Here is a 26128-nt window from a genome sequence, read left to right on the forward strand (position 1 = left end):
CATATTACTTTCTGACTACCTTTACAATATATAAACAATTATTTACTTAATGTTTACAATTGCTTTAAACGGAATTTACAGTCAAAACGTATGATGTGTTTGTAGGACAAAATATTCATATAAAATTCTTAGGGGGATTTACAAATGAGACGTTTCAAATTTATGGCAATGACTGCAGTAATGGGTGGAGTAATAGCAGTGGCGACTGGATGTGGATCAAATGATACTTCAAACAGCGGTAAAGGAAATGAAACGGCTTCAGATAAACTCAAGGGCGAAGTGATTATGGATGGTTCATCGACTGTATTTCCAATCATGGAAGCAGTTGCTGAAGAATATATGGCGGCACAACCTGATGTTAAAGTATCTGTAGGATCATCGGGAACAGGTGGAGGATTTAAAAAATTCATCGCTGGAGAAACGGATCTAACTAATGCGTCCCGACCAGTCAAAGACGAAGAAAGTGCGTTACTTGATGAAAAGGGAGTTAAGTATACAGAAATGAAGCTTGCGTTTGATGGTATTTCTATCGTTGTCAATAAAGATAATGAGTTCATCGATAAAATGACAGTTGACGAACTAAGAAAGCTTTGGGTTGACAATGGATCAGTGAAGAAATGGTCTGATATACGTCCGGAATGGCCGAAGGAAGAAATTAAATTTTACTCTCCGGGAACTGATTCTGGCACATATGATTATTTCAACGAAGTTATTTTAGAGGAAAAACCAATGGTCGAAAATGCGACTCTTTCTGAAGATGATAACGTTCTTGTACAAGGGGTAGAAGGTGACAAAAATGCGATTGGTTTCTTCGGATTTGCTTACTATGCAGAAAATAAGGATAAATTAAAAGTTGTATCCATCGATAATGGTAAGGGTGCTGTTGAGCCTACACATGAAACGATTAAAAGCGGAGAGTATGCACCACTGTCTCGTCCTTTGTACACATATGTATCCAATAAAAGTGTAGCTGAAAAAGAACAAGTGGCTGATTATACTCAATTCGTCATTGAAAATGCTGGAGAGCTTTCTGAAGAAGTAGGCTACGTCAGCTTACCGGAAGAAGAGTACAAGAAGGATCTTGAAAAATTGAACGAACTAAAAAAATAATCAGTTTAACAGGCTGCCCAATCTCTTAGTATAAATAGAGGGATTGGGTAGCCCCTTAATATTGCGTGTCTGAAATGGAGGATACATGTTGGAACCGAAACAAACAGATACCTATTCTGTACAGCAATTAATTCTAGAAAAGAAAAGCAAAAAAAGATGGAATATAGAAAAACTCATTCCTAAGCTGTTGTTCCTTACAGCGGTAATTTCTGTATTAATTACCATTGGGATAGTCCTTACGTTGATTTTCGAAACTTTTATATTTTTTGAGAAAGTGTCCATCGTGGAGTTTTTAACAGGACATAAATGGTTACCCTTTGCATCCACGCCTTCATTTGGGGTTATGCCACTTGTTGTTGGAACATTAAAGGTAACGGTAATAGCGGCGATAGTTGCAGTTCCGATAGGTCTTGCAACCGCCATTTTCTTGAGTGAATATGCATCAGAGAAAACACGGAGAATCATTAAGCCGATTTTAGAAGTTTTAGCTGGAATCCCTACTATCGTTTACGGCTTCTTTGCCTTAACCTTTGTAACGCCAGTATTGCGGGATATATTCCCTTCCCTTGACATGTTCAATGCTATAAGTCCTGGGATTGTGGTAGGAATCATGATCATGCCGATGATTGCCTCTTTATCGGAAGATGCACTTGTCTCAGTACCGAAATCGATTCGTGAAGGTGCGTATGCTCTAGGAGCTACAAAGCTGGAAACGACGATTAAAGTGGTATTGCCAGCAGCCATGTCCGGTATCGTTGCTTCAATTGTCCTGGCTTTATCCAGAGCAATTGGAGAGACCATGATCGTAAGTGTCGCAGGTGGATCGACTCCAAGTATGAGTATGGACGTCACAAATTCTATTCAAACGATGACTGCCTATATCGTACAGGTGAGTACTGGAGACGCAGGGTACGGGACAACGATTTACTACAGCATATATGCGGTTGGAATGACACTGTTCGTCTTTACGCTTATTATGAATTTATTGGCGCAGTTCATCTCCCGCAAGTTCAGGGAGGAATATTAAAACATGAAACTGATAAACAAAAATCATGTTGTAAAAAAAATGCCCACTCGGCTGGCGGTTAACTCGATATGTAAAGGATTATTCTTCTTAGCAACCTTATTTGGCCTTCTGGTATTGGCCATCTTATTTTATCGGATATTGACTCAAGGAATTGGTCATTTAAATTTAGATTTCTTCCAGAATTTCGCTTCAAGGAGACCGGAAGAGGCTGGTGTAAAGGCAGCTCTTATCGGTTCGATATGGTTAATGGCCGTCGTTACCCCAGTTTCCCTTCTTCTCGGTGTGGGAACGGCGATTTATTTAGAGGAATATGCACGAAAGAATTGGATCACATCTTTTATAAAGCTGAATATATCCAACCTGGCAGGTGTTCCGTCAATTGTATTTGGATTGCTCGGTTTAACGGTTTTCGTTAGGGCTCTAGCCTTGGATCGCTCCGTGTTGGCAGCAGGTTTGACGATGAGCCTACTCGTCTTGCCAGTCATCATTGTTGCAGCTCAGGAAGCCATACGTTCTGTACCGCGTGACTTAAGGGAAGCTTCTTATGGAATGGGTGCAACAAAGTGGCAGACAATTTTAAAAGTGGTTCTTCCAGCTGCGATACCTGGTATTTTGACAGGTGGAATACTAGCTTTATCCCGGGCGATTGGGGAAACGGCTCCATTAGTTGTGGTTGGTATCCCGTTGTTCATCGCCTTTTTACCGCAATCGGTCATGGATACTTTTACGGTGCTACCGATGCAAATCTATAACTGGACATCCCGACCACAGGAAGAATTTCAGCAGGTTGCGGCTGCAGGTATCATCGTTTTACTTGCCCTGTTAATTTTAATGAATTCGATAGCTGTCATAATCCGTAACAAGTTCCAGAAAAGATACTGATTGGAGGAAGGAAAGAATGAATATGACATTAACGGGACCCAAAAAGGCTCCAACAGTTGGAATAGAAAATGAAAATGCAGATTCTGTTTTCTTAAAGGAAACGGTGTATGAAACGTCAGATCTCAATTTATGGTACGGTGAAAACCATGCTTTAAAAAATATTAACCTAGATATGTATCAAAATGAAGTGACCGCCATTATCGGGCCTTCAGGATGTGGAAAATCTACCTACATCAAAACGTTAAATCGGATGATTGAACTTGTTCCAGATGTTAAAACGACTGGGCAGATTAAATATAGGAACCGCAATATTCTAGATCAGTCTTACAAGGTAGAAGATTTAAGGACACAGGTTGGTATGGTTTTCCAAAAACCTAATCCCTTCCCTAAATCAATTTATGAAAATGTTATATACGGACCAAAAATCCACGGTATCAAAAATAAAAAGATTCTAGACCAAATCGTAGAAAAGAGTTTAAAAGGGGCAGCCATTTGGGATGAAGTGAAAGACCGTCTGCATGAAAATGCGTATGGACTTTCTGGTGGACAGCAACAGCGCCTTTGTATCGCTCGTTGTCTGGCGATTGAACCTGATGTCATTTTAATGGATGAACCGACCTCTGCCCTTGATCCTATTTCCACTTTGAAAATAGAAGAATTAGTCCAAGAGCTAAAAAAAGATTTCAGTATAATCATCGTTACTCATAATATGCAGCAGGCAGCTCGTATCTCTGATAAAACGGCCTTCTTCTTAAATGGGGAAGTCATCGAGTATTCAGACACTAACACTATCTTTTCGAACCCGAATGATAAGAGAACAGAAGATTATATTACCGGACGTTTTGGCTGAATGAAAGGGAGATGCGACAATGGTTGTTCGTGAAAATTTTGAGCTTCAATTAAAAGAATTGCAAGAGAAAATAGTGAGGTTGGCTAATTTAGCTTCAGGTGCGATATCAAAATCATTCACCGCTTTGGAAAACAAGAATCTTGAAGAGGCTCTTGAAGTTATTGATAATGATACAATAGCTGATTTATTAGAAGAGGAAATTAATGACTTTGCGATTTTACTGATTGCTAAGCAACAGCCGGTTGCGATTGATTTGCGGAGAATAATTGCTGCTATAAAAATAGCTTCAGATATTGAGAGGATGGCGGACTTTGGCGTCAATATCGCTAAATCAGCCATCCGAATCGGTGACCAGCCATTTATTCTGCCTTTAACACCATTAAAGCAGATGCATGATATTACATTAAAGATGATTGAACTTTCGATAGATGCATTTGAGAAGGAAGATGTTGTTCTTTCAAGAGAAATCATTGAAATGGATGATGAGGTCGATCGCTTTTATGGAGAGATGATTCGAAGTCTCCTTCGACTTTCAGATGAAAAAAACCTTCAGCAGATCACACAGCTTTCTTTAATTGCCCGTTATTTAGAAAGAACGGCTGACCATACAACGAATATAGCTGAAAATATCTACTTTCTGGTAAGAGGGAGATATATTGGCAGGAATGAATGAATACATTCCTAAATGGAAAAAGAGAGACTTTTTTTTCGGACAAAGTCCAATTAAAAAGTCTCTCTTTTTTTTAATGAGTTAAAGTATGGGCCAACTGTCTGTATGTCATATTATTTGTAACGACAAAGACGCCGATTTGAACATTTTTAGAGAAATCATGTTCATTCATATAAGCTTCAAAGCCAGCAGCATCATCGATGATTTTCTCTTTAGCTAGAATCTGGGTAATTTCTGTAGTGGTCATATTCGATTTCACTTTTAAAGTATAGGGGACGATTGTGTCTTCCTTTTTGGAAACCTCTTTCTCTTTCGTTTCCTGAATCGGACTTACATCTTGTTTTTTCTGTTTTTCTTTGTCCTCACTCTTCGACGGCTTGCCCGCTATTTCGCCTTCATCCGTCGGAGATGACACGATAAATCCTTTTTTTACGAGCAATTCCTTAGCTTCCTCCGTAGTCGGAGCGTGGCCTGCATTCGCCCCTGTGCCATAATAAAAGCCAGCAAAGATTGCGGTGGAAAAAATGATACCGGCGGAAAGACCCTGCAGAATTGCTTTATTCATCTTCGTTTCCCCGCAATCTATGTTGTTCGATGACAGAGATGGTTTGTTCTTTTGTTAAAGAGGATTGCTTAGCGATTTGATTCAAAGAAAGGCCTTGGCTGTATAAAGAAAGAACCTGGCTTTTTAAAATTTTATGAATAGGCTCCAATTCATTGGTAGAAACAGCTTGTTGGAATTTGGATTCAGGATTAATCAGCTCATCCTGAATAACAAATTCCTCCTCAAGAATCTTCACTTTCTTCTTTAATTGGTAGATATCCTGCATATAGGTTAAGGTCATTTGCTCTAGATCTTCTTCTAACTTGGCAATCTTATCTTGTTTGAAAAAAGATATCATAAGTATAACGATGGCTAATGAGAATAATAGAATAATAAGGGCTTCCATGCTTTCACCTCAGAGGAGAATTTTCGACATTTACTTATATTTTACACATATTTTTTAAAAAATTGGTGATTTTCATATTTTTATATCAACTAAAATAACATGTAACTTCATATTAAGTTTTTTTGTATCGAATTTTTGTCGAAAAGCATGATGCCTTTTACTGAGGTGGAAAATTTTTGATTTTAAAACATGGAAAAACCCTTTGCTAGCCAACTTAAATAAAATTCGACAAAATGTGTTTATTGTCCATAAGCCAATTCAATGCTAACATGAAGATAGAATAAAAAGAAAAGACGAAATATTTTGAATAGTTAATTATAAGTGAAAACCAAAGAAGAATATGGTGTGCAGAATCTAAAAAGGATAGTTTCGCTGTCAGCGCCTAACGATAAGTTATATATAAATTAATTAGAGAAAGGGATGATTGTATGAGTTCACTATCCGCGTATATGCCGCAGGATAACCAGGAATTATATCGAAAGGGGTTAAAGGCTGGGCTATGGATGGACGAGAGTTTTGATTGGTATCCTGAAGAGGATATAATGAGTCATCCTAATGGGGAGATACGGACGCTTGTACAAACTTATACTCAGGGACAGGTAACCTTTTCAAAGTTTACGATAAGGAATACCTCATTTGAGCCTAAACATCCGAAGGTGTTTTTTCACTATGAAAACGCTTTCGAAAGGCAGGCAGTGGCTTTTTACAGTCCAAATGAAAGGGCAATTTTACATGTTGCTCCTCAATCGATTGCTTTATTAGGGGGATTGGTAAAGGGTAAAAGTATCTCGCAATATTGCATTCAAGGTAAAGGAAGCCTTTATCAAGAGGGGTGTTTTAAATCACTGAAAGAAGGACTACTTGCCTATTCACCGCTTGCCAAGGGAGAGGTCACGAGTATGTTTACCTTAGAGACGGAGATCTTGCCGAAGGAATGTGTAGAGGCAGTCGCTTGGGCCATTCATGCTGAAACTAGAGAAGAAGCGAAAATCATAAATAATCAGCTTCTCCTGGCGATGCAAAACATGGGTAATAAACTATAAAAAAAGTTTATGTTGTATTTCCCGAAAACATACTAGCAATTCACAACAAATAATGCTATTATAGAAAAGTCCTATGTGAAAAAGTCAATATGTTTGGAGGGAAATACACATGCGCGTGAATATTACGTTAGCTTGCACTGAATGTGGAGACCGTAACTATATTTCTAAAAAAAATAAACGTAACAATCCAGACCGTCTTGAGCTTAAAAAATACTGCTCAAGAGAAAAACGCAAACACCACTCACCGTGAAACAAAGTAAGCAACAGGATTTTTCCTGTTGTTTTTTTTATGCTTTTTTGATTGTCTCCGCTTTAATATTCGATTTTTGAAAGAATCTAGCCCCTTTTATTAAACCTTTTTCTAATATGCACGGAATAATTCGACAATTTTCTACTTCGTATTTAGTAAATGAATAAATATTATGAGATAATAATAGAAGTAGACTAAAGGAGTCGGAAAAGATGAGAGAACATAAGAAAAAGCTCCGGCAGGAAGTTAGATCTCGTTTAATGGAGCTAACCAAAGAGGAGCACGAAGAATTATCGAATAAAATTGCTGAAAACCTATTTTCCCTTGATGAATGGAAAAAAGCTAAAACCATTGGGATTACTATTTCAATTCCTCCGGAAGTTCCAACTGTCCGTATTATCGAGCAAGCATGGAGTGAGGGAAAAGAAGTAGCCGTTCCAAAATGTGACCCTGAAAAGAAGACGATGGAGTTCAAAAAGATTATGTCCTTTAATCAGCTGGAATCTGTTTATTATGGACTACTTGAACCTGTAGCTGAAACAAATAAAGCTACTATTGAGGAATTAGATGTATTAGTTGTACCAGGTCTTGCTTTTACAAAAGAAGGATATCGACTGGGGTTTGGGGGCGGCTATTATGACCGTTTTCTCTCTTATTACCGAGGAGCTACATTAGCTCTTACATACGAAGTTCAAATAATAGATGATCTGCCTATTGAGGTGCATGATATCGCGGTGGGTAAACTTATTACCCCAACAAAGGTTTTACGGACATATGCCCATTAGAAGATGAAGTTCATTAATTATCATTTTTAGCTCATAAAAATCCTATCCTGTATCACACTAACGGTAGGAGGGATTGTTATGCTTCGATTAATTGTTCAGATTTTCTTGGTTGGATTAGTGGTTTATGCAGGCTATCAAAACAGGTATCGCTTGATAAATGTTGCGCTATCTAACGGCTTAGTAAGAAGGTTTCTAGTGACCAAATCCTTGGATATGCCAATTGTCAGGGATAAAATGATGCAAAGCATGTTCAGTCAGACCAAATGATGATGTCAGCCTTTTAAAAAGGAACCTGAATAAGGGTTCCTTTTTTATTTAAAAGGAGATAAAGATTGGAATTAAACAGTCTCTTTTTTTACTTTTTTCTTAATTTCGTCTATAGTTTTAATTAAATGAAACAGGAATTTTAGAAGGAAAAGATTCATTGGAAAGTGGGGAAGGTATTGGGATTTAAAGAGGATTATTTGTTTTGGGAGACTGTAAGGCAGTTGTCAACCCAATATGATTATCGAATGATCACTGTCACGGAAAACCATCAGGAGATTTGGCTCGAAAGCGATAAAAATAAGGAGTTCCCGGTCATCAGACTTATTCGTCATGATTTGGATTGGGCAAACTGGCTGAAACGCGATATTGACCGAACCTTGCAGAATGGGGAAAAAATCCGAAGGAAATTATACAAAAAACCCATTTCGATATTAAGTATCTACGTGAGTAAATTTGCTCCAGTAGATGATTATGAATTTAGTTTGCAGCCTGCATCATTTCAAAAAACGAAGGTTAACACGTTTATTTTAGCTTGTGAAACGTTTCCCGCTTCGTTACAAAATCTTGAGCATGTCCTAAAAAAACCGCTAATCATTCACGATCTGAAAGCTGAAGATTTAGATGAAGAAAAAGTTCTCACGTTAAAGCAGGCCGCCATCACAGAATCCGTTAAAAAGACTAAGGCTGAGCAAAAAGTGTTTCAAAATTCTAAACCATTCTTTACATATATATTCATTGCGATACAAATAGCTGTTTTTATCTTGATGGAGTTCAATGGTGGAAGCACCAATTCGAAGACGCTGATTGAGTTTGGAGCTAAATATTCTCCCTACATCATGCAAGGGGAATGGTGGAGATTCTTTAGCCCGATGATCGTTCATATTGGCTTTATCCATTTACTTATGAATACATTTTCGTTGTATTTAATCGGTGCTGAAGTAGAAAGGATTTATGGAAACGCCAGGTTCTTATTCATTTATATTTTTGCTGGGTTTGCCGGGACTTTGGGCAGCTTTATTATGACACCAAATCTTTCAGCAGGAGCGAGCGGTGCTATTTTCGGCTGCTTTGGGGCACTTCTGTATTTTGGAATTGTATATCCGAAATTATTTATGCGATCTATGGGCTCTTCGGTCATCGTTTTAATTATTATTAATCTGGTTTATGGTTTCACTGTTTCAGGCATTGACAATGCAGGGCATATTGGCGGATTGATTGGCGGCTTCTTGGCTGCTGGAGTGGTCCACCTTCCAAAAGCTAAAAATCTCTTGCGTCAGCTGGCCTTTTTAATAGGAACGGCAATACTGACATATATCTTGCTGCAATTCGGTTTTAACCATCAGAATAGTGCAGCTATAGATGATAAAACCATGGCTAGGTTGGCCCTGGAATACATTGACAATGAAGAAGAAGATAAAGCGGAGGATTTATTGGTCAAATATGTGAATGAAAATTCTGACGCACCGCTTTCACTTTTTATACTAGGAAATTTATCTTTTGGTGCAGAGGATATAAATCAGGCTCGTGATTATTATGAAAAAGCGATTGAACAAAACCCTGAATTACATGAAGCCCATTACAATCTGGCCTTAGTTTATGTGAATCTAGGGTTGTATGATCAAGCTAAAGAACAAGCTCAAAAGGCAATTGAGCTTGCTCCAGAGAAAAAATCATATACTAAATTGTTAACAGAAATTGAAAATCAACTATAGCTTCTGACGTAGCATAATAGGGGTACCGTCTTCCAGTGTAAACAAGACAAGTATTTCACTTTGATTCTTTGCTACAAGCAATTGGGGGATGGTGCTACCTTGTGAACTCACAGTAGAGCCGTCCTCCTTTTTTACGCCTAACACATAATTTTTATAAAGTCCTTCCCAAAGCTTTCCTACAATTTCTTCACGTTGGAATTGGGGAAAGGCAGAAAGCCATTGGTTTTTTTTTGAGGGTAACTCGGTTAATGAGATAATTTTGTACTGATCTTGATTAATTTGAAATGTATTACTAGCTTCCTCCAAACTGTTTTGAGTAATTTCATCGGTCAAGTTGTCCAGCGTTTTTTTCCATTCGTTCTGTACTTCGGAAAGAGGTCTATGGAAATATTGAAAAGTTGGTGTAGTTACGGTATAAAGTTTATCTTTACTTAGTTGTTGAGCACTGGTAAAAATGGTTTCAGTTGGGTGTACCTCGGCATAGTGAAAAGTTACGGCTTCATAACGCCCGCTTTCGCTTTCTTTGGATTTAGCTTTTTGGGAGAGTCCTTGTTTATTTTGTCTCCAATTTTTTAAAGATCCAGTCAATTTCCCATTTTTGTATAGCAGGGAGACATCTTGGCGTAGGTAGGCAGACCGGTCCAACGAAGAATTGACCTTCCAAGTTATAGAGTATGTTGAATCTCCTGTTTTTTTCGGCGTCAAATGAGTGGCAGCTTGTTCAAAATGGAGAGAGGTATCGATAGGAAAATAAATAATGGTTTCCTCTACCTGATTTTTATTTGAAAAATAAAGGATGACAAAAATGGTAGTTAATACTAATAAAGCAGTATACTTCAATTGTAGTTTCATTTTTCCCCTCCGTTTTAACGTATGATGTCTGTTCAAAATACTAGGTTGGTTCGAATAATGAAATATGGAAATTTCAAAAGACCTTCAATGAACGTTCACTTTCCTAATGTTTCATCATATGAATAGAGTTGGACATCTATGAGGGGATGGGAAAAATTATCATAAGGGGAAATCTGCGCTTGTTACATAGCGGCGGATTCGTTATACTTTCCTATAGAATAGAGTAAAGAGGTTTATTATGAAAACATTTTATGATCTTCAACAATATTTGAAAAGATTCGGGACATTTATTTATATTGGTGATCGTTTAGCCGAGCTTGAACTGATGGAAGCAGAAATCAGAGAAATTCATCGAATGCAGATGATGGACACAAAAGATTATCAAATGGCGATACTTTTAATTAGGCAGCAATTGTCTCTTGAAAGGGAAAAGCAGAAAAAAAATTGATAAAAAGGTGAGAATGATGGAAAAGTGGCTGATGGGTGTCGATTTAGGCGGTACAACTACCAAGCTTGCTCTAATTAATCTATACGGAGAGATTATTCATAAATGGGAAATCAGCACTGACATCTCCGAAAATGGCAAATTCATTACGATGAACATAGCCAAAGCGATTGATGCGAAGCTTGAAGAACTCAATGAACCGAAGAGTAAGGTGTTAGGTATAGGAATGGGCGCCCCTGGTCCTGTGAAATTTGTTAACGGTTCCATTTATGAAGCCATCAATATAGGATGGAAAGACTATCCTTTAAAAGATCTATTGGAAGTGGAGACATCTCTTCCAGCTGTAATCGATAATGATGCCAATATGGCAGCATTGGGGGAAATGTGGAAAGGCGCGGGTAATGGAGCCAAGGACCTTGTATGTGTTACTCTTGGAACAGGTGTAGGTGGCGGAATCATCCATAATGGGCAAATCGTCCATGGTACAAGTGGGGCGGCGGGTGAAATTGGACATATAACCGTTGTAACAGATGGTGGAGCTCCATGCAATTGCGGGAAAACGGGTTGTTTGGAAACGGTTGCTTCAGCAACAGGAATCGTCCGACTGGCTTTAGAGGCTTTGCACAATTCCGAGCAAATGTCCCTTCTTCAGCAGAAAATCAACGAGGGAATTATGCTCTCTTCTAAATTGTTATTCCAATGTGCAAATGCAGGTGATCCTCTATCTAAAGCTGTGGTAGATAAGGTATGCAATTACTTAGGGTTAGCCTTATCACATGTTGGGAATGTCATGAATCCAGATAAAATCGTTATTGGTGGAGGCGTTTCACAAGCCGGAGACATTCTGCTCGCCAATGTCCGTTCGGCATTTGAAAAATATTCATTTAAGCGGGTTTGTAAATCAACGGAAATTAGCCTTGCAACACTAGGCAATGATGCAGGGGTAATTGGAGCAGCTTGGCTTATTAAAAATCAATTAAATCCATGATTCTTTCCTTATAACCCTGTACAAACAGGGTTATAAGGTTAATTAATGAAATTTTCAAATAAGTTTGTGCATCTAACAAATTGTAAGGCTTCATCTCAGTTATGAAGTTCAATTTTTCTACTAACTATCAGTTGTAAGTGAACAATGAATCGTGATGGAAAGTGTTTTGTTGTTTGGAAGTAAAAGATTATAGCTCCAACGCTTTTTTTATTAGGAGGGACCAGATTGAAAAGGGACTTCAAGAAACAGAAATATTCGTTATTTTGGGTTGTGTTTTTATCACTTTGGCTTAAAACATACATCGCTTATAAAACAAGTTTTGAGATAGATATTGAAAATTGGATTCAGGAAATCATATTATTCATTAATCCGGTCAGCTTCCTTTTGCTTGCTCTTGGCGTAAATATTTTTTTGAAAGAAACCAGACGAACAGCCTATTTGTTAACCATGAGTTTCTTAATTACCTTAGTACTGTTTGCCAACCTTGTTTTTTTTCGCTTTTTTAATGATTTTTTAACCATTCCAGTGCTTTTTCAGACGAGCAATATGAGCGACCTTGGAAGCAGTGTTCATGAACTGATTAATGCGAGTGACCTTTTGTATTTTGTTGATCTTCTTTTCTTGATAATACTTTTAAAATCCAAACCGAAATTATTCTATAATCGAGCGAACAATCTGCAGGATCGGAAATTCTATTTACTAATGACGATAGGAATTACGTTTTTTAACCTAGCGTTAGCAGAAGCGGAGCGTCCTGAACTCCTTACTCGTACTTTTGACCGTGAAATCCTCGTTAAAAACATCGGTACGTACCATTACCACCTGTATGATGCAATATTACAGACAAAATCATCGGCTCAGCGTGCTTTAGCAGATGGCAGTGAATTGACTGAGATTGAAAATTATGTTCGCGCCAATCATAAAGCAGAGAATGATGACTTCTATGGGCTTGCCAAAGGAAAAAATGTGATTCTTGTATCATTGGAATCCACCCAGAGCTTTGTCATCAATAAAACCGTGAATGGTGAAGAAATCACCCCGTTTTTGAATAAATTTATTAAAGAGAGCTATTACTTTGATAACTTTTATCACCAAACTGGTCAAGGAAAAACGTCCGATTCCGAGTTCATTATTGAAAATTCTCTCTATCCATTAGGACGAGGCGCGGTATTTTTTACACATGCCCAGAATGAATACAAAGCTACTCCTGAAATATTAAAGGAAAATGGCTACTATACAGCTTCCTTGCATGCCAATAACAAAAGTTTTTGGAATCGTGATTTGATGTATGAATCTCTTGGGTACCAGCGTTTTTATAATAGTGATGATTATGAGGTTTCAGAAAAAAATTCGGTCAATTGGGGTTTGAATGATAAGTCATTTTTCCAGCAATCAATTGCTCACTTAAAGGGAATGCCGGAGCCTTTTTATGCAAAGTTCATAACTTTAACCAATCATTTCCCATTTACATTGAATGAAGAAGACAGGACACTGGAAGAATACAATTCTAATTCCAAAACATTGAATCAATATTTTCCGACTGTCCGCTATACTGACGAAGCGCTAGAACAATTTATCACGGATTTGAAACGTGACGGTTTATATGAAGATTCTATTATTGTATTATATGGCGACCATTATGGAATTTCGGAAAATCACAACTCAGCGATGAGCCAGTTCCTTGGGAAAGAGATCACGCCGTTCGAATCGATTCAACTTCAGCGTGTCCCATTGATCGTTCATATTCCTGGGGAGAAGGGACAAACCATTTCCACCGTTTCTGGTCAGATTGATGTAAGGCCTACTCTCCTTCATTTACTGGGTATTGAAAATGATGATTATATCGAATTCGGAAAAGACTTATTTTCTAAGGAGAAAATTGATTTTACCGTTCTTCGCGATAGCAGCTTCATCATGAAGAATTATCTCTATACTATGGATACCTGCTATGATAAAAAAACCGGAGAGCCTACGGAAAAGGAATCATGTGAAAGGTATTTGGAAAAGGCAAAGCAAGAGCTTGAATACTCAGACAAAATCATATACGGAGATTTGCTTCGATTTTATGAGCATTGATGTAAGGAACCTGGTGAAAACCAGGTTTTTTGTTTTTTAAAGATAATTCAACTGGAATTCAGGATAACCGTATCCTTTTATAAAACGCTGGAGCTTGGTGAACATCTTTCGGCTTTTCGTTTCATAAAGATTAAACAATGAAAGGGGCGAAGGCTATGAGAGTTGTGAGCAGAAGCGGTGATAGGTTGGCGTATTACAGTGTTTTGTTTCAAATTCCAAAAGAATTAATTGAGGATGCCAATCCCGATATTCATGAAGGAATTTTGCCAGAAGGCCTGGATGTGGAAATTCCCGGTTTCATTCTTCAGAAGGAAACCCGGCTAGATATCGATTTAGCAGCTATTGCTTTACAATATCAACTGCCTATTGATGCGTTATTAATGGTAAATCATGTTGAACAAAGACCATTTTCTGTACCCGTTCGAATCATGGAACCTCTCCTTGTCACCGAAAAGCTCTATGATTATCAGTCGCTTCTTGATGACCTAGAAATTTTATCTTTTCATTACCCTTTTATAAAAGTTGAATCGATTGGTGTGAGTGTGTTAGGGAAAGAGCTCCTTGAAGTAAGAATAGGTAAAGGTAATAAGGTTATTCATTACAACGGTTCTTTTCATGCAAATGAATGGATTACATCGGCGGTCTTGATGAAATGGTTGAATGATTTGCTACTTTCAGTTACGAATGGTAGTTCTCTTTGCGGAATGGATTGCCTGCCCTTCTATAGAGATGTGACTATTTCGATGGTTCCAATGGTAAACCCGGATGGGGTTGATCTTGTTCTTAAGGGGGCAGTGGCTGCAGAGGAAAAGGTTGATGTGCTGAAAATAAATAATGATAACCCTGCATTTTATGCCTGGAAAGCCAATATCCGTGGAGTAGATCTGAATAATCAATATCCAGCTAATTGGGAGATTGAAAAGAAGAGGAAGGTTCCAAAGGCGCCTGCACCGAGGGATTTTCCAGGAGAGACCTGTTTATCAGAGCCAGAAGCAGTGGCCATGAAGGAGTTGGCTGAAAGACGAAATTTTGAAAGAGTGATAGCGCTTCATACACAGGGAAAAGAGTTTTATTGGGGATATGAAGGACATGAACCAGAGCAGGCAGCAAATATAGCAAAAGAGTTTGAGGAGAGGAGCGGATACCGTGCTGTCCAATATGTTGACAGCCATGCAGGGTATAAGGATTGGTTTATTCAGGAGTTCAAGCGGGTAGGATTCACAATTGAATTGGGTAAGGGAATTAATCCACTTCCACTATCGCATATGCCTACCATATATGAAGATTCAGTGAAGATTTTAATGGCAGGGCTGTATATGTGATGACGATTTTCGAAGGAATATACTTCCACGAAAATATAAGATAATTATTCGCCACATTTTCTCTTTTTTACTTTATAATGAAAGTCGTAAGGGTTTCGATTGGAAATCTTTACTCTTTCTAATGTCTCGCTCACATATGCCAGGCGTTTTAGTTTTGAAGTGGGAGGTGTGTGGAGATTAAAGTATCCAAAGCAGCTCTTTGTAAGCAGCTGTCTATCTGTAAGATGTTGTGTTTCGTCGCATTATTTATCTCCACTATCCTACTTATCTCGGCTTGTGAGCCTTCCAAGGACCTTAGTAAACCCGTAAATGATACGGAAAAAGAACACTCCCAATCTAACCAAGAAACTTCATTAAGCACATTAAAGATCCCAGCTTCAAAAACAGAAAAGATCGAAGCTATTTATGGATGGCTTGATTCTAAAACCATTTTATATTCTGTGAAGCAGGATGGTAATGATTTATCACAGTTGATGGTATGGAATTTGGAAACGAATGATACTTCCATTTTTTATCAGCCGTCTTTTGCGCTTTCTGAAGTATCAATCAGTCCAGCTGGTACGCATATTTTGGTATCGTCCTTCACGTCTTCAGGTAAAGCATCAATAGCGATCCTTGATCAAACAGGAAATCCGCTGTATTCTGTGGCAATACCAGCCTATGAATTAACTTATGAGTGGAATTCATATCAAGATGGCATGTTGTTTTTATCTAGTTTTAATGAAGACTGGACATACAGCAGTTATGTGTTAAATCCAGAAAAGCAAACAATGGAAACGCTCGACTTTCCGCAGCCATTTGCTCAGTGGTCAAGTGAAAAAGAACTGATGTTTCTTGATTGGAATAGGGAAGAACCCGCTTTGACGGCTCCTTTAGAAAGAAAAGCGCTGAATGATGATGGAGTAGAAAGCCTAATGCTCGATGTTATTCACTTTAAAAAAATGAAACAGGCGCTAATGACGATTCAAGTGGAGACAGAAAAACAAGATCGGGGTACATATGCTTTTTATGATGAGACAAACAAACCGATCCACTCTTTTTCCGTACCGCTATTGAAAAGCTTTTCAGATTGGGTGATTCCATCCTATGATTTCATTGAAAAAAATAAGGAATTTATAACCTTTATTCCTAATGAATCAAAAGATGTTGACCAATATGATGGCAGGTTTACCTTAACTAAATTAAATTGGGAAAAAGGCACACAAGAAGAATTGATGAAGGACATGGAAAATGAACCATTAAGCTGTTCGCTTGATGGCAGCCTATGCTTATATGGATATCAATTTGAGAAAATCATTGATATGAAAACCCATCAAATACAGAGATTATTTAAAGAAAGTTAATGACCTAAAACAAAAGCCCGCCGCATGGCGAGCTTTTTTCTTTAATGTGCAACAGGAAAACCGCTGTTGATGACAGTCATAACAGTAAACCAACCAAACACGACTGCACTACCTGCTGCAAAAATGAATCCTAAGAAGTTTCTGTGTTTTAATGAGGTAACCACAGCTGCTGCACCTAGGATAGCCACAAGTCCGAAAACAACCATTAATATCATATCAAAACCCCCTTTTAAGTAATGAAAACCTAATCTCTAATAATATACCCAGAGAATAAAGTAACTACCAAAAATATGTAGAAAAGATTGCATTTGTTAATATTTTAATATTTTTTCAATTGTTTGTCGAGGTTTAAAAGGTGACACTTCTATGGCTTGAGTAAACTGGATTAACAATAGCGACTTAAATTGGTGTAAGATAAGGGGAGAAAATCATAATGGAGTTGATGAAAATGAAATGGACTCAAATTCCTTTAGGCCCGCTGCAAACGAATTGCTATGTAGTTTCCGATGGACAGAACTGCATTATTTTCGATCCGGGTGAGGAGCCGCAGAAAATTATTCAGTACATACAAACTAAAAAGTTAAAGCCGCTAGCGATTTTATTAACACATGCTCATTTTGACCATATCGGAGCACTTGATGCAATCCGCGACTATTATGAGATACCTGCGTATATTCATGAAAAGGAAGCAAAGTGGCTGCTTGATCCTGCATTAAATGGTTCACAGAAGTGGTTCCCGGAAAACCCAATGCGGATGAAGCCGGCCGACCATATTCTCGTAAATGAGCAGGAACTTACTATTGGTGGGTTCACTTTTGAAGTATTCGAAACCCCTGGGCACTCACCGGGCAGCGTGTCTTATTATGCGAAGGAAGAGCGGTTGCTCTTTTCCGGGGATGTTTTGTTCCAGGGAAGTGTTGGCAGAACCGATTTAATTGGCGGAAGCGAAGCAGTGCTTTTAAAAAGCATTGATACAAAACTGCTAACGCTTTCTGATGATACTATTGTTTTTCCTGGTCATGGGCCAGTTACGACGATCTTAGATGAAAAGAATACAAACCCCTTTTTGAGATAAAAACTTTTGCAGGTGCCAGGTTTGGCACCTTTTTTTATTGTTGAATTTAAAAATGTAAATTTATTGAAAAATATTACTTTCGCAATTATACTGAATATTAAAATAAATCGTGCTTGCTTTTCTAGGTTTTAAAAACATGAAAGGAGGTTGGGATTATGGAGAGTGAGAACAAAGGTATATTGGAGAAGGCCTTGTTAGATTTAGAAAGTGGTTTTACTGACATTGTAAATTGGCGAAGGCATTTGCATCAGTATCCTGAATTATCTTTTCAAGAAACGGAAACCTCGCATTTTATTGCAGAGAAACTAATTAGTTTTGGATTAGAAGTTAGGAAAAATGTTGGTGGTAATGGTGTGATAGGCATATTATCCGGGGAGAATCCTGGTAAAACCATTGCATTGCGAGCGGATTTTGACGCATTGCCCATTCAGGATGAAAAAGAGACACCCTATAAGTCTTTAAAATCAGGAGTTATGCATGCGTGCGGTCATGATGGTCATACTGCGGCTCTATTAGGAACAGCCCGAACATTAAGCAAGTTCCGTGAAAAATTAAAGGGGCGTATTATTTTTGTTTTCCAGCATGCAGAAGAAAAGCCACCAGGCGGTGCGAAGGATATGCTGGGAGATGGGGCCTTAGAGGGCGTGGATGCCGTTTATGGGGCGCATTTAGCCACAGATATACCTGTAGGGAAAATAGCGGTGGGTAGCGGGTACAAAATGGCTGCAGTGGACGCATTTGAAATCACCATTGAAGGAAAGGGCGGTCACGGGGCTAGACCTCAGGAAGCCATTGATTCGATTGTGATTGGAAGTGATATTGTCCAAGCATTGCAAAAAATCGTGAGCAGAAGAATAAGCCCTCTACAATCTGCGGTTGTAACTATAGGAGTTTTTCATGCTGGCTCGGCCTTTAATATCATCGCGAATACGGCCAAACTCGAAGGGACTGTACGTACATTTAATCAAGAAGTAAGATTCCAAATCGAAGAAGAAATTCGCTCGATAGTGAAAGGGATTACCGAGGCAAATCATGCAGCCTATAAAATTGACTATCTGAATGGTTATCCTGCTTTATACAACCATAGGAAGGAAACAAAGATGGTTCGAAACATTTTTGTGAATACTTTTTCTGAAGAAGCTGTAGTTGAATTTTCCCCTTCCATGGGAGCAGAGGACTTTTCTTATTTCTTACTAGAGAAACCAGGTACATATTTTAAAATCGGTGCAAGAAATGAGGATGACAACACCCATTTTCCTCATCACCATCCTCGATTTGATTTTGACGAAATCGCACTAATAGATACGGGGAAGGCTTTTATAGCTATAGTATCAAAAGATATGTTCTGAGTTTGCTTTTTTTTTGAGCAGATCAAATTACACGTTTATTGAACAAAGAAGTAATATAATCAAAAACTATTTTGTGCATGAGCTTATTGTGGAAGGGGATCAAAGAAGAGGTGTTAAAATGAAAAATCTCCTGAAAGAAATGATTGTAAACAGTCCCCAAGATAGAATTTCCTATCATGATTATATGGAAGCCGTCTTATATACACCAAATATAGGTTATTATATGCGTGAAAAGAAGAAAATCGGTACAACTGGGGATTTTTATACTTCTGGTAATGTTGGGGATGCATTTGGGAGGGCACTAGCCAGGTGGTTTATCTATTTGATAAAAGAATGCGGATTGCCTCCGAGAATAATCGAAATCGGTGCAGGGGATGGGAAGCTTGCCTATGATATCCTGGCCTTTATAAAAGAAACAGAGCCGGTGCTGTGGAGCTCACTCACCTATATCCTAGTAGACAGTAGCCCTTACCACAGAAAGGTTCAGCAAGAGCGTGTAGGGGTGTTTAACCAGGTTGCTTTTATGGATAGTTTAGAAAATTTGCCGAATGTAAATGGAATTGTCTTCTCTAATGAACTTTTTGATGCGTTGCCTGTACATGTCATTGAAATGTATAAGGGAGCGCTAGTAGAGGTATTTATCACTGTAGAGGAAGGACAATTAGTAGAAATAAAGGAACCTTTGAAAAATCAAGATATTCTTAACTACCTATCAAAAAAGAATATCATGTTAAATGAAAAACAGCGCTATGAAGTACCACTTAAAATGATACAAGAATATGAGAAAATCGTTTCGCATATTCAATCAGGTGTTCTTCTTACAATCGATTATGGCTATACGGAACAGGAGTGGAAGGAACCAGCCCATCTTCAGGGAAGCTTAAGAGGGTATTATCAGCATAAAATGATGAAAAAAGTACTTGAGTATCCGGGTGAGATGGATCTGACATCACATATTCATTTTGACACATTAATCGAAAGCGGAAAAAATGTGAATTTTTCTATGGAAGGACTATTTCAGCAAAATGAATTTTTACTCAAAACAGGGATTCTTGAAGAACTGAAAGACCACCAAGAGACGGATCCTTTCTCAATAACAGCAAAGCGGAACCGAGCAATACGGGGGTTAATTGTTCCTGGTGGCCATAGTGAGTATTTTAGGGTGTTGCTGCAATCGAAGAATTTAGCCGAGAAAGTGAGACTATTTCCTGAATAAGGACATGTAGAAACCCATGAATCAAGATTCATGGGTTATGTAAATTGCTCTGTTCCTTAATGTGCAGTACCTGGCGTCATCATAAATACGCTCCAGTAGGAAAATCCTGCAAAGAAAACGGTAAGATAGGCGCCAAAAACATAAATATACATGCGCTCAGATAATTTTAAATAACTTAAGAGTACAAAAAAGCCGGTTTGTGCGAAGAAAAGTAAAGAAGTTTGATGCATATGGCCAAGATAAAAGAATATTGCCATAATTCCTGTCCAAAAACCACATACTCTGAACATGCGTTCCATCCGAATCCCTCCTTTTGTCTAGTCGTGTGCATTCAAAATAATTATAAATGAAATTGTAAGGTAATGTAAAGGATGCCTTTTGTTTCTATGCGAGAACCGAAGCCTGATAAGAACATGCTACACAATTTCCCAGCATATTTCCTAATTCCACAATCTTGACATTGTCAAACAATGCTTCAAACATACCTTTTAAGAATGAGTTGTGCATTGCACAGATCGTACTAGGCTCGACATTGGTAACTTCTTTAAAAGGACAATTGAAGATTCGAAAGAGAATGCTGTTTTCTTCTTCGCTTGCCTGTATTTCAGGCGAGAACCCAGCAATGGTAGCTGCATTTTTAAGCATGCTGACTTTTTCATCAAAAGTCAGATCGTCAATCGACGTTGAGCTTAGGGTTAGCTGCTGATTCATTAATTCCTCGCCAAATACCTTCCCTGTTTCATAAAGAGCCTTTTTTCCTTGTTCTCCTAATGACATCATCGTCTTAATGGCAATTCTTGAAAGAAGCTGATAGTCCCTGTATGGAAAATGAAGTTGAATGACTTTATCGGATAATCGATAAAGCCTGCTAGGGCGTCCCCCTTTCCCTGTCTTACGTGCATCCGAGGTAAGCATGTCCACATCTTCAAGTTTAGATAAATGTAGTCGTGCTACATTTGGATGAATTTTAAAAGAATCGGCAATTTGCTGTACAGATACATCTTGATGGTTGTTAACGATATATTGATATATATAATATCGGGTGGGATCTGCTAACACGTTTGTAATTCTTAACGTTTGTTCCATTATACCCTCCTGCTGTTCCAATAGTTTAACTATATTCCATTATAATACAGGCAGAAAAAAATGGAATAACAGAAACAGCAATCTCCCTTAAGTTAAGAAAAAGTTCACATTTCAAACAGAGATATAGTACAAATTAATATACAAAACTTAAACAAATGTTATACAATTGTTTTATAGAATCTTTAAAAAACAAAATGTGAACGGAGAGTGTTAAGAATGGGACGGTTAAAACGGTTAACTTTCTTTTCATACCCAAGCTGTACATCTTGCCGAAAAACAAAAAAATGGTTAAAAACCAATCAAGTATCCTTTGATGAACGTCATTTATTCAAAGAAACTCCAACAGAAGGAGAGTTAAAAAGAATCCTTGAATTGACAACGGAAGGACTTGATGAGGTTTTAGCAACAAGGAGTGAAGCCTATAAATGCTTACACGTTAATATTGACGAAATGCTACTTTCTGATGTCATCCAATTATTAACAAAAGAACCTAAATTATTAAGAAGACCCATCCTCATTTATGGAGAAAAGCTTGTGGTTGGACATAATGAAGATGCGTTAAGAAATTTGGTTTCATAAAAGCAAAATTTGAAAATGAGCATATGGTTTATTCTCGAATCTTTTTTCGGGGATTTTTTTATTTTATAAGGAGGAATTTGTCGTGCAATGTCGAAACACTACTACAAGATACTTAGGAGGTGATGAAAGATTTGATATCGATTGAAAAGAAAGCAGAAAAAATCCTTTCCCGTGCCATTCAATTATCGGCATCGGATATTCACGTTTTACCACGCAGAGAGGGCCCTCTAATTCAATTCAGGATTGACAACAAACTCGTTCCTCAGGAAACATTGTCATTCTTTGAAACGGAACGACTGATCTCCCATTTAAAGTTCCTTGCCGCTATGGATATAGGTGAGAAAAGAAGACCTCAGAGTGGTTCAATTACCGTCAATTTATCAAAAAAAGTGGTTGGACTTCGCCTTTCCACATTACCAACTGCACATCTCGAAAGTTTGGTCATCCGCTTGATTCCCCAGCAGAATATCCTTCCTTTAGAACAATTATCCCTATTTCCAAACACCGTTCAAAAACTGGTTGCCCTTCTGAAACATTCCCATGGCATGCTCATATTTACCGGTCCGACTGGTAGTGGGAAAACCACGACATTATACTCCTTGCTTCATCATTCAAAAGAGATGATCAACCGGAACATCATTACCCTTGAAGATCCCATTGAAAATGTGTCAGAAAAGGTCCTACAAGTTCAAATTAATGAAAAGGCAGGTATTACGTACTCTGTTGGTCTAAAAGCTGTGCTTAGGCATGATCCTGACGTGATTATGGTCGGGGAAATCAGGGATTCTGAAACAGCAAAAATTGCAGTTCGTGCTGCATTAACGGGTCATTTAATCCTCACGACCATGCATACAAGGGATGCACAAGGAGCTATCTCTAGGTTGCTCGAATTTGGAATCAGCTTGCTTGAGATAGAACAGAGCTTGATTGGTGTGACCGCTCAGCGGCTAGTTGAACTAACATGTCTGCAATGTAAAGAGGTTTGTACATCTGCTTGCCAAATGATTGCTCGTAATAAAAGGGCAAGTGTGTATGAACTGCTATATGGAAAAAGCTTGGCAGAAGTATTGAAGATGACGAAAGAGGAAAAAGGGAAGGGGACGGTCTCCTACCGCCAATTAAAGGATGAGATAGGAAAAGCGGTGGCAATGGGCTATGTGGATTCACATGAATTTGAACGGCTGGTATACGATGAAGGCAAAAAGTAAATGGAGGATAAAAGAACAAGCGGTCTTTATCTCGAAGCTGGGGGAATTATTAAGTCATGGCTATCCCTTAGCCGAGGCGATACATTTTCTGGAGTTTCAGGAATCAAAGAAGAAAGCTGAGGATTTTACTCAGGCTATTCAGGATTTAAGGAACGGGCATCCGCTGCATCAAGTGTTAACCCATCTTAATTTTCATCCACAACTTGTAAGTTATATATTTTATGGAGAACAATGCGGCGACCTCAATAGGGCGTTGATAGAAGGAGGTAGATACTGGAAGAAGAGGACGGAAGATTTGGATAAAGTGAAAAAGTTGATGGTGTATCCAATTTTCTTATTCTTTTTTGTGAACATCGTGTTTTATATCCTGCAGAGTGTCCTCCTTCCAAAATTCCAGACAATCTTTATTACGATGGATGTTGAACAGAATATCATCCTGAAATTACTGGTAGCCTCTTCAGTTATCCTCCCTGTCATCCCCTTCATCTTGCTCGCATTGCTCCTTTTCTTTTTTTTACTCAAACAATTTTGGTTTAACAAGTTATGCCCCTTAAGGCAGCGAAGAATATTATTAAACATTCCTCTCGCAGGCACATTCATTAAGTTATATGAAACGTATTTTTTTGCAAGCCAATTCAGTGGCTTACTCTTTGGAGGGCTTTCCATTAACGAAAGCATCAAATTATTCTCCATAAATCAGCAGCAGCCTTTTTACCAGAAACTTTGCTCAATTATTAAAGATGATTTAATTGAAGGCAGATCGCTAGAAATGATTTTTCAGGAGCTGCCTTACTTTGATAGAAATTTACCATTAATAGCCGCAAATGGTCAAAAGTACGGCAGGCTTGATTCAGAGTTACTTCATTACAGTCGTTTTTTGCTAGAGAAAATTGAAGAAAGAATGAATTCAATTTTGAAAATCATTCAGCCTCTTATGTTTTCATTGATTGGTCTGCTGATTGTTTCCATTTATTTAGCGGTCTTACTGCCAATGTTTTCTCTGCTCGAGGGGATATAGAATATTCTTAATAAATTCTGGAGGTGAATCTGCGCTGAAATAATTTTGGGAATAGGATAGGTGTGTGAAATTTCTAATCTATTTTCATTTATTTAGAAGCAGAATGATATGAAGAAAGTGTTGAATGAAAGAGGTTTTACATTAATTGAAATGCTTATTGTTTTACTCGTAATTTCCATTCTATTGATTATTACAATCCCAAATATAACAAAGCATCAATCGACGATTCACTCTAAAGGTTGTGAAGCGTTTGTTAAGATGGCTCAAGCACAGGTGCAAGCCTATGAAATAGATAATGGCAAACTTCCTGCTAGTATTGATGAAATGGAAAGTCAAGGGTATCTTAAACAAAAATCATGTCCGAATGGGGATGGTATTAGTCTGGATAACAAGGGAAAGGTTACGGTAATTGAATAGCAGCAAATTGATTGTGCGGCCTTCCTGTGGAGGTTATACCCTGTCAGAAACCCTCATCGTCCTCGTTATTTTTGTACTGCTAAGTGGCATCGGTCTAAATTTATATCCAAGCTTTATTAAAGGAATGGAAAATAAGATTTTCATTTCTCAATTGAAAGAGGACATTTTCTATGCGCAGCAGTATGCCATCAGCCATGAAAGTCTGATTTACCTTCATATGGATAATACGAATAGGATTTACACGGTAACATCCTATAAGGAGGGGGTTGTGCTTGAGAGAAGCATACCAAAGGATATACAGTTCTTAAGTGGAACATTAGGACTTACGTTTCATTTTAATCAGTATGGAAATGCTTCAAAAGCAGGGACGATGATGATTGATACGACAAAAGGGAAGTACAAGTTAATCCTTAATATCGGTAAAGGGAGGTTTAGGATTGAGAAACAGTAGAGGTTACGTCTACTTAGAAATGATAGCCGCTTTTTCGATTTGTATAGTCTTGGTCATTTCGATTCTGCCGATACTTGAGGAGATAATGACCAATCGGAAAAATGTTGTCTTAAGGACAGAAGCCCACTATTTGTTATATGAAAGATTGACTGCCTTCATGGATGGGGAGGTAAATGCTGTCGACCAGGAAATCCATTATCAGAAAAGATTGTATGAACTAACATGGAAGGAACAGAAGGATTTCCCAGGTATGATTGAAGGATGTGTACGATATGAAAATGAAGTGGGTAAATCAGAATCCATTTGTGATGCTGCGAAAAAATGATGGCTTTACAATAATTGAAATGCTTTTTTCTTTAATGATATTAATGACCACCTCTATTTTCATCTTACAACTTTTTTCAATTATTCACACACAGTTGGAATCAAAAGACAAATTGCATCCTAAAGAGTGGGAGATCTTTACGATGCAAATGCAACAGGAGGTCAGGGGTGCTAAAAGTCAGGATGTAATAGAAAATAAATTATATTTACTTTCAGGTGACCAGTTATCTTTTATTGAACAATATGAAGATAAGCTCCGCAGGCGAGTGAATGGAAAAGGTCATGAGGTCATCCTGCAGAACATTTCAAAATTTAAGGTTGAGAAGGATGGTAACGTCATTGTGTTAAATATAACGGATAAAGCAGGGAATACTGTTATTCGCAGGTTTCATCCTTTCTTTAAAAGTGAGACGAAAGTTGATGAATAATCAAAAAGGGGTCGTTTTCCCGATGGTCATGATTGTAGCGAGTGTTTTTATCATGTTCACGATATTAATGATCGATCAATTTGTCATCGATAAAAAATTTTATAAAGAAGTGGAAGAAACGCTTGTGGCCGATCATTTAGTGCATCTAGCCGTTAATGAGGTAACAGCTGGATGGGGTGAAGATATACCGAAGAACCTTCAGGGGGATATCTCATATCCCAATGGTGATGTCCATTATATATTAACGAAACAAGATGCCCGTTATGCCTTTATTGAATTTGCTTCCTCGACTAAAGATAACCGAGTTGGTAGAATCATTATTCAATATGACAAAGAGTTAGGTAGAGTTGTAGAATGGATAGAAAAACAGTCCGTATAACACGTATGAAGGCAACCTGATGGTGC

31 protein-coding genes and 1 pseudogene are annotated in these 26128 nt (G+C 38.0%); 26 read left to right on the forward strand and 6 right to left on the reverse strand.

Annotated features, from left to right (window positions below; translation table 11 throughout):
• Positions 1 to 144 precede the first annotated feature (144 nt).
• The 5 genes from JFU50_RS18775 (at position 145) to phoU (ending at position 4542) form a co-directional block, all read left to right on the forward strand.
• Positions 145 to 1110 carry a PstS family phosphate ABC transporter substrate-binding protein gene (locus JFU50_RS18775; protein ID WP_201223640.1) on the forward strand — a complete coding sequence of 322 codons (966 nt, stop codon included), beginning with the start codon at positions 145 to 147 and terminating at the stop codon, positions 1108 to 1110.
• Between the two features lie 88 nt (positions 1111 to 1198).
• A complete protein-coding gene (gene pstC, locus JFU50_RS18780; protein WP_376181771.1) occupies positions 1199 to 2137 on the forward strand; it encodes a phosphate ABC transporter permease subunit PstC in 939 nt (312 codons plus the stop codon).
• Between the two features lie 3 nt (positions 2138 to 2140).
• Positions 2141 to 3019, forward strand: coding sequence for a phosphate ABC transporter permease PstA (gene pstA, locus JFU50_RS18785; RefSeq protein WP_201223641.1), 879 nt, complete (start codon positions 2141 to 2143; stop codon positions 3017 to 3019).
• 16 nt (positions 3020 to 3035) lie between these two features.
• Positions 3036 to 3869 (forward strand): phosphate ABC transporter ATP-binding protein PstB, encoded by an 834-nt coding sequence (pstB, locus tag JFU50_RS18790; RefSeq protein WP_053346965.1) that lies wholly within the window; start codon positions 3036 to 3038, stop codon positions 3867 to 3869.
• Positions 3870 to 3888: 19 nt separating this feature from the next.
• Entirely contained in the window at positions 3889 to 4542 is a 654-nt protein-coding gene (phoU, locus tag JFU50_RS18795) for a phosphate signaling complex protein PhoU (protein WP_053346964.1), read from the forward strand.
• Between the two features lie 70 nt (positions 4543 to 4612).
• On the opposite strand, the gene JFU50_RS18800 is transcribed toward phoU, so the two are convergent.
• Positions 4613 to 5104 carry a hypothetical protein gene (locus JFU50_RS18800; RefSeq protein ID WP_201223642.1) on the reverse strand — a complete coding sequence of 164 codons (492 nt, stop codon included), beginning with the start codon at positions 5102 to 5104 and terminating at the stop codon, positions 4613 to 4615.
• Positions 5097 to 5489 carry a hypothetical protein gene (locus JFU50_RS18805; protein ID WP_201223643.1) on the reverse strand — a complete coding sequence of 131 codons (393 nt, stop codon included), beginning with the start codon at positions 5487 to 5489 and terminating at the stop codon, positions 5097 to 5099. The genes JFU50_RS18800 and JFU50_RS18805 overlap by 8 nt, the downstream gene beginning before the upstream one ends.
• A gap of 428 nt (positions 5490 to 5917) precedes the next feature.
• Between JFU50_RS18805 and JFU50_RS18810 the strand changes: the two genes are divergently transcribed.
• From JFU50_RS18810 to JFU50_RS18830, 5 genes and pseudogenes are all read left to right on the forward strand, one after another.
• Positions 5918 to 6532 carry a hypothetical protein gene (locus JFU50_RS18810; RefSeq protein WP_201185815.1) on the forward strand — a complete coding sequence of 205 codons (615 nt, stop codon included), beginning with the start codon at positions 5918 to 5920 and terminating at the stop codon, positions 6530 to 6532.
• A 109-nt stretch (positions 6533 to 6641) separates the two neighbouring features.
• Positions 6642 to 6792 (forward strand): annotated as a pseudogene (gene rpmG, locus JFU50_RS18815) (50S ribosomal protein L33).
• Between the two features lie 202 nt (positions 6793 to 6994).
• Entirely contained in the window at positions 6995 to 7567 is a 573-nt protein-coding gene (locus JFU50_RS18820; protein ID WP_053346960.1) for a 5-formyltetrahydrofolate cyclo-ligase, read from the forward strand.
• A gap of 78 nt (positions 7568 to 7645) precedes the next feature.
• Positions 7646 to 7834 (forward strand): hypothetical protein, encoded by a 189-nt coding sequence (locus JFU50_RS18825; protein ID WP_053346959.1) that lies wholly within the window; start codon positions 7646 to 7648, stop codon positions 7832 to 7834.
• 176 nt (positions 7835 to 8010) lie between these two features.
• Positions 8011 to 9546: a rhomboid family intramembrane serine protease gene (locus tag JFU50_RS18830; protein WP_201250668.1), complete on the forward strand. Its 1536-nt coding sequence runs from the start codon at positions 8011 to 8013 to the stop codon at positions 9544 to 9546.
• On the opposite strand, the gene JFU50_RS18835 is transcribed toward JFU50_RS18830, so the two are convergent.
• Complete coding sequence (locus JFU50_RS18835; protein WP_201223647.1) at positions 9541 to 10398, reverse strand: hypothetical protein; 858 nt, start codon at positions 10396 to 10398, stop codon at positions 9541 to 9543. The two genes, JFU50_RS18830 and JFU50_RS18835, sit on opposite strands and share 6 nt — an antisense overlap.
• Before the next feature lie 238 nt (positions 10399 to 10636).
• Here JFU50_RS18835 and JFU50_RS18840 point away from each other — a divergent pair, with 238 nt between their 5' ends.
• The 5 genes from JFU50_RS18840 to JFU50_RS18860 all read left to right on the forward strand — a co-directional run bounded on the left by JFU50_RS18840 (position 10637) and on the right by JFU50_RS18860 (position 16572).
• Entirely contained in the window at positions 10637 to 10846 is a 210-nt protein-coding gene (locus JFU50_RS18840) for a YqgQ family protein (RefSeq protein ID WP_053346956.1), read from the forward strand.
• Between the two features lie 13 nt (positions 10847 to 10859).
• Positions 10860 to 11831: an ROK family glucokinase gene (locus JFU50_RS18845; protein ID WP_201185809.1), complete on the forward strand. Its 972-nt coding sequence runs from the start codon at positions 10860 to 10862 to the stop codon at positions 11829 to 11831.
• A 225-nt stretch (positions 11832 to 12056) separates the two neighbouring features.
• Positions 12057 to 13907: an LTA synthase family protein gene (locus JFU50_RS18850; protein WP_201223649.1), complete on the forward strand. Its 1851-nt coding sequence runs from the start codon at positions 12057 to 12059 to the stop codon at positions 13905 to 13907.
• 155 nt (positions 13908 to 14062) lie between these two features.
• Positions 14063 to 15229, forward strand: a complete 1167-nt coding sequence (locus JFU50_RS18855; protein WP_201223650.1) for a M14 family metallopeptidase — start codon at positions 14063 to 14065, stop codon at positions 15227 to 15229.
• 170 nt (positions 15230 to 15399) lie between these two features.
• Positions 15400 to 16572: a YqgU-like beta propeller domain-containing protein gene (locus JFU50_RS18860; RefSeq protein ID WP_201185802.1), complete on the forward strand. Its 1173-nt coding sequence runs from the start codon at positions 15400 to 15402 to the stop codon at positions 16570 to 16572.
• A gap of 41 nt (positions 16573 to 16613) precedes the next feature.
• Here the strand turns inward: JFU50_RS18860 and JFU50_RS18865 are convergent, their stop codons facing one another.
• Entirely contained in the window at positions 16614 to 16787 is a 174-nt protein-coding gene (locus tag JFU50_RS18865) for a DUF2759 domain-containing protein (protein WP_082527590.1), read from the reverse strand.
• Between the two features lie 233 nt (positions 16788 to 17020).
• Here JFU50_RS18865 and JFU50_RS18870 point away from each other — a divergent pair, with 233 nt between their 5' ends.
• The 3 genes from JFU50_RS18870 (at position 17021) to JFU50_RS18880 (ending at position 20212) form a co-directional block, all read left to right on the forward strand.
• Positions 17021 to 17647, forward strand: coding sequence for an MBL fold metallo-hydrolase (locus JFU50_RS18870; protein ID WP_201185800.1), 627 nt, complete (start codon positions 17021 to 17023; stop codon positions 17645 to 17647).
• 155 nt (positions 17648 to 17802) lie between these two features.
• Positions 17803 to 18996: a M20 metallopeptidase family protein gene (locus JFU50_RS18875; protein ID WP_207198812.1), complete on the forward strand. Its 1194-nt coding sequence runs from the start codon at positions 17803 to 17805 to the stop codon at positions 18994 to 18996.
• A gap of 118 nt (positions 18997 to 19114) precedes the next feature.
• Entirely contained in the window at positions 19115 to 20212 is a 1098-nt protein-coding gene (locus tag JFU50_RS18880) for a class I SAM-dependent methyltransferase (protein ID WP_201185799.1), read from the forward strand.
• 56 nt (positions 20213 to 20268) lie between these two features.
• On the opposite strand, the gene JFU50_RS18885 is transcribed toward JFU50_RS18880, so the two are convergent.
• Positions 20269 to 20511 carry a DUF2626 domain-containing protein gene (locus tag JFU50_RS18885; RefSeq protein WP_053346950.1) on the reverse strand — a complete coding sequence of 81 codons (243 nt, stop codon included), beginning with the start codon at positions 20509 to 20511 and terminating at the stop codon, positions 20269 to 20271.
• 85 nt (positions 20512 to 20596) lie between these two features.
• Positions 20597 to 21298 (reverse strand): helix-turn-helix transcriptional regulator, encoded by a 702-nt coding sequence (locus JFU50_RS18890; protein ID WP_201223651.1) that lies wholly within the window; start codon positions 21296 to 21298, stop codon positions 20597 to 20599.
• A gap of 216 nt (positions 21299 to 21514) precedes the next feature.
• On the opposite strand from JFU50_RS18890, the gene JFU50_RS18895 reads away from it, so the two are divergent.
• The 8 genes from JFU50_RS18895 to comGG all read left to right on the forward strand — a co-directional run bounded on the left by JFU50_RS18895 (position 21515) and on the right by comGG (position 26102).
• Entirely contained in the window at positions 21515 to 21877 is a 363-nt protein-coding gene (locus tag JFU50_RS18895; protein ID WP_201185796.1) for a Spx/MgsR family RNA polymerase-binding regulatory protein, read from the forward strand.
• 122 nt (positions 21878 to 21999) lie between these two features.
• Positions 22000 to 23085, forward strand: a complete 1086-nt coding sequence (gene comGA / locus JFU50_RS18900; RefSeq protein ID WP_053346947.1) for a competence type IV pilus ATPase ComGA — start codon at positions 22000 to 22002, stop codon at positions 23083 to 23085.
• On the forward strand, positions 23045 to 24103 hold the full coding sequence (gene comGB, locus JFU50_RS18905; RefSeq protein WP_201253722.1) for a competence type IV pilus assembly protein ComGB: 1059 nt from the start codon (positions 23045 to 23047) through the stop codon (positions 24101 to 24103). The genes comGA and comGB overlap by 41 nt, the downstream gene beginning before the upstream one ends.
• 108 nt (positions 24104 to 24211) lie before the next feature.
• Complete coding sequence (gene comGC / locus JFU50_RS18910; protein WP_053346945.1) at positions 24212 to 24520, forward strand: competence type IV pilus major pilin ComGC; 309 nt, start codon at positions 24212 to 24214, stop codon at positions 24518 to 24520.
• Entirely contained in the window at positions 24513 to 24971 is a 459-nt protein-coding gene (gene comGD / locus JFU50_RS18915; RefSeq protein ID WP_201250674.1) for a competence type IV pilus minor pilin ComGD, read from the forward strand. Before comGC ends, comGD begins: the two co-directional genes overlap by 8 nt.
• The gene (locus tag JFU50_RS18920; RefSeq protein ID WP_056526040.1) at positions 24958 to 25296 is read left to right on the forward strand and encodes a hypothetical protein; all 339 of its coding nucleotides are present in this window, start codon (positions 24958 to 24960) and stop codon (positions 25294 to 25296) included. The genes comGD and JFU50_RS18920 overlap by 14 nt, the downstream gene beginning before the upstream one ends.
• A complete protein-coding gene (comGF, locus tag JFU50_RS18925; protein WP_116820708.1) occupies positions 25244 to 25723 on the forward strand; it encodes a competence type IV pilus minor pilin ComGF in 480 nt (159 codons plus the stop codon). The genes JFU50_RS18920 and comGF overlap by 53 nt, the downstream gene beginning before the upstream one ends.
• Entirely contained in the window at positions 25716 to 26102 is a 387-nt protein-coding gene (comGG, locus tag JFU50_RS18930) for a competence type IV pilus minor pilin ComGG (protein WP_056526035.1), read from the forward strand. The genes comGF and comGG overlap by 8 nt, the downstream gene beginning before the upstream one ends.
• Positions 26103 to 26128: the final 26 nt, after the last annotated feature.

It is taken from the genome of Peribacillus sp. TH14 (assembly GCF_016651145.1).
Lineage (GTDB): Bacteria > Bacillota > Bacilli > Bacillales > DSM-1321 > Peribacillus > Peribacillus butanolivorans.